The following is a 1,176-nucleotide window of genomic DNA, read 5'->3' as shown; positions in this document are numbered from 1 at the left end:
AAACCCCCGACTACGGCCTGGGCTTCTTCACCGCACACGGCTCCATGTCCTCCTAAGGAAGCTCTAAGCGGATCGGTTCATGGTCGCCGCCGTCATCGGGCGACGGCCATGAACCAGATGGCACGAATCGCTACTTTGCCCCTACAGCAACCGCTATCCATCACCCGCTGTTGCTGCAGGGGCAAGGACGCCCGCGGCGCGCATCTGGCGCTGATCGTCGCTTGGACCACCGAAGGGCAATTGGCTTGAACGCGCGTCCAAGTCAAGGAAGTGTTGACCGTGAGCAGTCAGACAATCGAGTCTTGGGAAGTCCTCATCGAGAGACCTGAAGAACTTTACGAGTTGCTTAACGAGGCAGAGGACTTGCTCCGGCAAGCAGCAATGGCCCATGGGTCTGTGGGGATTAGGGTCACCCGGCATGACCCTGCCCGGTACACCTTCGAACTCAGCGACACGGTCCCGTTAGGCGAGACCTGGGAGCAGCTGGGAGCAGACAGGCCGGTGACCGGCATCGCGGGCCTCCTATCGGATTGGTCCGTGCAGCAACGATGTCTCCTCCTCGCGGACACGCCACGGCTCGGCCTGCGTCCCGTCCACCCCTCAGCCATCGTCCTCGAACTGCAGGCAGGCAAGTTCCAGCCTTCAAATACTCACCTGAGTACGCTGGCTGACTCAACTTTCGCTCTCAGGGGGACTGACGGTGACACGGCCCCCTGACCCATTTCGCCGTCAACTCATCCGTCGAGAGGTTCCCCGCCTTCCGCTTGAGTCAGTTCATCAGGTGCTGCTGCAAACAAACAACGAGGAGAGAGAGTTGTGACTTCAGGGATAAATCGAGTAGGAGGGTCCGACTGGGACGATGTCCAAGTTGGAGACAAGGTGCAGCTGGTCGGCAGCGGGCGCCCAGCGTATGTCGGATTAGTGGACGCCCGGACAGCGGACGGTCACGTTATTTGGGTCCACGACCCTTTTGATGGCCGCCGTCTGTTCCATATCCGGGATGGCTACGAACTACAGCTGGTCGAATCGTGACCAAACTGTGTTCTGATGACTGTCACTACTGCTCAGGACCGGAAGCCGACTAGGTGCGTGGGTCGGTAATTGTTTGAGGGTTCCTCAGGTTTGAGCCGTAACGGCCCGAGGCCGGTTTCCTTGTCTTGGAAAGGGGCCGGCCTT

At 59.7% G+C, this 1,176-nt stretch carries 1 protein-coding gene; it reads left to right on the top strand.

Annotated elements, in window-relative coordinates:
• Positions 1 to 279: 279 nt before the first annotated feature.
• Entirely contained in the window at positions 280 to 717 is a 438-nt protein-coding gene (locus ABIB45_RS22480) for a hypothetical protein (protein ID WP_354218042.1), read from the top strand.
• Positions 718 to 1,176: the final 459 nt, after the last annotated feature.

The organism is Arthrobacter sp. UYCo732 (genome assembly GCF_040547265.1).
Classification (GTDB): Bacteria; Actinomycetota; Actinomycetes; order Actinomycetales; family Micrococcaceae; genus Arthrobacter.
The sequence above is the reverse complement of the archived record's forward strand: the minus strand, read 5'-3'. Positions and strand labels throughout refer to the sequence as shown.